Source organism: Weissella sp. DD23 (genome assembly GCF_001579105.1).
Classification (GTDB): domain Bacteria; phylum Bacillota; class Bacilli; order Lactobacillales; family Lactobacillaceae; genus Weissella; species Weissella cibaria.
This window is the reverse complement of sequence record NZ_KQ970391.1, coordinates 179074-183532: the sequence shown is the minus strand read 5'-3', so window position 1 is coordinate 183532 and position 4459 is coordinate 179074. Positions and strand designations below refer to the sequence as shown.

Annotated in this window: 3 protein-coding genes and 1 pseudogene; all 4 read right to left on the bottom strand. The window is 45.5% G+C overall.

From position 1 onward, the window contains the following. Window positions 1–17: 17 nt before the first annotated feature. Complete coding sequence (gene gltX, locus WEIDD23_RS03500) at window positions 18–1514, bottom strand: glutamate--tRNA ligase (RefSeq protein ID WP_010372298.1); 1497 nt, start codon at window positions 1512–1514, stop codon at window positions 18–20. Window positions 1515–1593: 79 nt separating this feature from the next. Continuing rightward, on the bottom strand, window positions 1594–2697 hold the full coding sequence (locus tag WEIDD23_RS03495; protein WP_029237460.1) for a PIN/TRAM domain-containing protein: 1104 nt from the start codon (window positions 2695–2697) through the stop codon (window positions 1594–1596). A gap of 15 nt (window positions 2698–2712) precedes the next feature. Then, entirely contained in the window at window positions 2713–4086 is a 1374-nt protein-coding gene (gene radA, locus WEIDD23_RS03490; RefSeq protein ID WP_010372293.1) for a DNA repair protein RadA, read from the bottom strand. Window positions 4087–4100: 14 nt separating this feature from the next. Further along, window positions 4101–4459: pseudogene (locus tag WEIDD23_RS03485) on the bottom strand (dUTP diphosphatase); the annotation flags it as partial.

Sequence of the window (4459 nt, the reverse complement as noted above, 5' to 3'; positions counted from 1 at the left end):
TAATTAGTTGTTAAATTTTACAAGAATTCGCGGATGTTTGCGATTGTTTGCTCGCGTCCTAGCAATTCTAGCAATTCACCAAGGTTTGGACCTTGCTCCTCACGCGTCGTTGCAATACGCAATGGGTTCCACAAAGCACGGGCCTTGACGTCCATTTCGTTTTGAATTTCGCGGATTGCCGTCAAGATAGCAGCTGCCGTGAACAATGGCATTGCTTCAATCTTTTCGATGAACAAGTTCAACATTGCTGGCACGTTTTCAGCGGCCATCCATTCCTTTGCTGAATCCGTAATAGCATCAGCAGCTGGCATCTCAAAGAAGACTGGCTTTACCAATGGCACAATTTGTGACGTGTATGAAACACCATCCATGTATACATTCATCACTGAACGCAACCATTGCATCTTTTCAGCCGTTAATTCGGCTGGGTTAACCAGTTCTGACTTTACAAGTTGTTGCATCAACTTGTCAAAGACCATGTTTTGGTCAGCCGTCTTGATCCATTGGTTGTTAACCCATTCAAGCTTCTTGTTATCAAACTTAGCTGGTGACTTTGACAAGCGGGCTTCATCAAACATCTTAACCAATTGGTTCTTGTTGAAGATTTCCTTTTCACCCACTGGTGACCATCCCAACAAAACAATGAAGTTCAACATTGCTTCAGGCAAGTAACCCAATTCACGATATTGCTCGATGAATTGCAAGATTGACTCGTCACGCTTTGACAACTTCTTACCTGTCTCAGCGTTGATAATCAACGTCATGTGGCCAAAGATTGGCGCTTCCCAACCGAAGGCTTCGTAAATCATCAATTGCTTTGGCGTGTTTGACACGTGGTCATCCCCACGCAATACGTGAGAGATTTCCATCATGTGGTCGTCCACAACAACGGCAAAGTTGTACGTTGGCATACCATCAGCCTTTTGAATAACCCAGTCACCACCGATAGTGTTTGAGTTGATTTCAACATGACCCTTTACGATATCATCCCAAGCATATGGCTTGTCTTCTGGAACACGGAAACGAACAACTGGTTGCAAGCCCTTTGCTTCAGCCTCAGCTTGTGCGGCTGCAATTTCGTCATCTGACATGCCAGCATATTCGTAAACGTAGTGTGGGGCTTGCTTTGCAGCAATTTGTGCCTCACGCTCAGCTTCCAATTCTTCAGACGTCTTGTATGACTTGTACGCCAAACCGCGGTCCAACAACTCTTGAATCAATGGCTTGTAAATATCCATACGTTCTGATTGACGGTATGGACCGTACTCACCTGGGTTGGCTGGTGATTCATCCCAGTCCAAGCCCAACCATGCCAAGTTGTCCAATTGTGACTTCTCACCATCAGCGATGTTACGCGCTTGGTCAGTGTCTTCAATACGGATCACAAATTCACCCTTATAGTGACGCGCGAACAACCAGTTAAACAATGCCGTACGAGCGTTTCCAACGTGTAGGTGCCCAGTTGGAGATGGGGCGTAACGTACACGAATCTTCTTTTCAGTAGTCTCAGCCATGCTAGTCTACTCCTTTTTTCTGTTTATAATACCGCTTACTAATATACCGCGGTTTTTAACGACTTTCAATGTTAAGTCCTTAATCGACAACCACACCAAAAATCATACGGCCAGCATCTGTTTGTAATGCCGACGTTACTTCAACCGTCACGGTCTCTTGCAAATGGTCACGACCTTCTTCAGCCACGACCATCGTGCCGTCATCAAGATAACCAACCGCTTGCTTGCGTTCAGTACCATTTTTGACCAAGGTCACCTTGAAACGATCACCAACCGCAACCCGTGGACGCAATGCGCCAGCTAATTCATTGATGTTCAGAACCTCAACGTTTTGGAACTTTGTCACCTTATTCAAGTTGTAATCGTTCGTTACCAAAATACCGTTAACGTCCTTGGCTAATTGAATTAGTTTTTCGTCCACTTCTTTAATTTCTTCATAGTCGCCCTCCCACATTTCAAGTGGAATAGCGTCCGTTTCACGCAACTCATTCAAGATATCAAGACCACGCCGACCGCGGACACGCTTCAATGACTCACCCGCATCAGCAATGTATTGCAACTCATACAGGACGAAGTTGGGCACCAACAGTGTCCCTTCGATAAAGCCAGTCTTCACTAAATCTGCAATTCGACCGTCAATCAAGATATTCGTATCTAAAATTTTATAGTGGTGATAGTTTGTTTCCTCATCCGTTAGCACGTCACTTTGATTAGCTGAACGACGTGGCCGTACCCGCTTCGTGACGTTATTTAAGTTAGGGATTAAATTCCGCCACTCATCAATCCGCGTTGTCCCCAAACGGAAGCCCAAATACCCCAACAGCACCATGACGATAACTGGAATAACTGCACTTAAAAAGAAATTATTCGCCCGCTGCAACGGTACGGTGACAACCACCGCAATCACCAAGCCAATCAAAGTTGATAATGAACCAATCAGCAACAAGAGTGGTGATTGCTGGTTCAAATACGTTTCAATTCGCTTAATCCCCTGATCGATTGGTCGCCATAAAGGTATGCTCAAGATATAAAACAATATGCCACCAATAATAAAGTTCACAATTGGGTTATTTAACCAAATCTGATTATGTTCACCCAAAATGCGCCAAATGATTGGCAATACTGTTATCGCGAGCGCACCTCCAGCAACCAAAAAAGCTACCTGAATTATTCGCCTACGCATAGTTTCCCCTTTAAATTAATCTAATGCCAACCGTAAAGCATCTGCCAATGTGGCCACACCGATAATTTGAATGCCCGGTATATCTTTCATTGTATCAACTGAATGCTGTGGCACAAATACTCGTTTGAAACCAAGTTTTTTCGCTTCAAGAATGCGATCAACCACATTTGGCACCCGCCGGATTTCACCAGTCAAACCAATTTCACCGACAAATGCGTCAGTTGCCCGTGTTCCCTTATCCCGGTAACTCGAAGCAATTGCAACCGCAACAGCCAAGTCGATTGCTGGTTCGTCTAGCTTTACACCGCCTGCAGCACGCACATAGGCATCCTGGTTCTGCAACAACAAGTTTGCACGCTTTTCTAAGACAGCCATCAACAGTGAAATACGATTGCGATCAATGCCGGCTGCTGTGCGTTGGGCATTACCAAAGACGGTTGGTGTCACCAACGCCTGGACTTCAACCAAAATTGGTCGAGAGCCTTCCATCGCAACGACCACTGCCGAACCACTGGCGTCTGAGAGCCGGTCTTCCAAGAATAAACCAGATGGGTTCGTCACTTCTGCCAAACCACCCTCGTTCATTTCAAAGACCCCTAACTCATTTGTTGAACCGAATCGATTCTTAACAGCTCGTAGCAACCGGAAACTACGCTGATTATCACCCTCAAAGTAAAGTACCGTATCCACCATGTGTTCCAAAATCTTTGGTCCAGCGATGGCACCATCCTTGGTTACGTGACCAACAATAAAAATTGTAATCCCGTTCGTCTTCGCGATTTGGAGCAATTCGGCGGTCGTCTCACGAATTTGTGCAACTGATCCAACCGCCGATGAAACATCTGGTTGTTGCATGGTTTGGATTGAGTCGATAATGACATAATCCGGCTTTGTTTCATCGATTGCCTTACGAATTTGGCTCATGTCCGTTTCTGGGTACAAGAAGAAATCCGCATCGCCACGAACTCCCAAGCGTTCTGCTCGCAACTTAATCTGCGAAGCACTTTCTTCTCCAGCGACGTACAAAATCGTTCCGCCTGAATTTGCCAACTGACTTGATACCTGAAGTAGCAACGTTGACTTTCCAATCCCTGGGTCACCACCGATCAAAACCATTGACCCAGGTACGATTCCGCCACCAAGTACCCGGTTAAATTCATCAATTTGCGTATCGACACGTGGCGTCTCCTCGATGCTAACTTGGCCTAATCGCTCAACCTTCGCAATTTGTCCAGCCAGGTTAACGCGTGACTTTCGGTCCGCCTTTTCTGGTTGAATAACTTCTTCAACGAACGTTCCCCAGGCACCACAGTTAGAGCAACGTCCCATGTAACGTTGTGAAACATACCCACAGTTAGAACATACAAACTGGGTTTTTGTTTTTGCCATTTCTCCTACCTCTCTTAATGTACGCCGGAACTACCAAAGCCCCCCGTACGATCATTCTTCTCTTGTGTTGCATCATCATCCGTTACCAAAAACGGCATGAAAATTCCTTGACCGATGCGTTCACCCTTTTTTAGATGCATATCTCGGATGCCCCAATTAACCATCTGAATAAAGATTTCGCCCTCATTTTTATCGTTATCCACATAGTCCGCATCAATAATGCCGACCCCATTTGGCAAAATCATCCCCCGCTTCAACGGATTGGATGACCGATTGGCAATCATTAAATACTCATTTTCACCCATGTATGCCTTAATACCAGTCGGTACTAAGAGAGGCTTCAATGTTGCTGTCGCCTCTTCATAATCGTGAT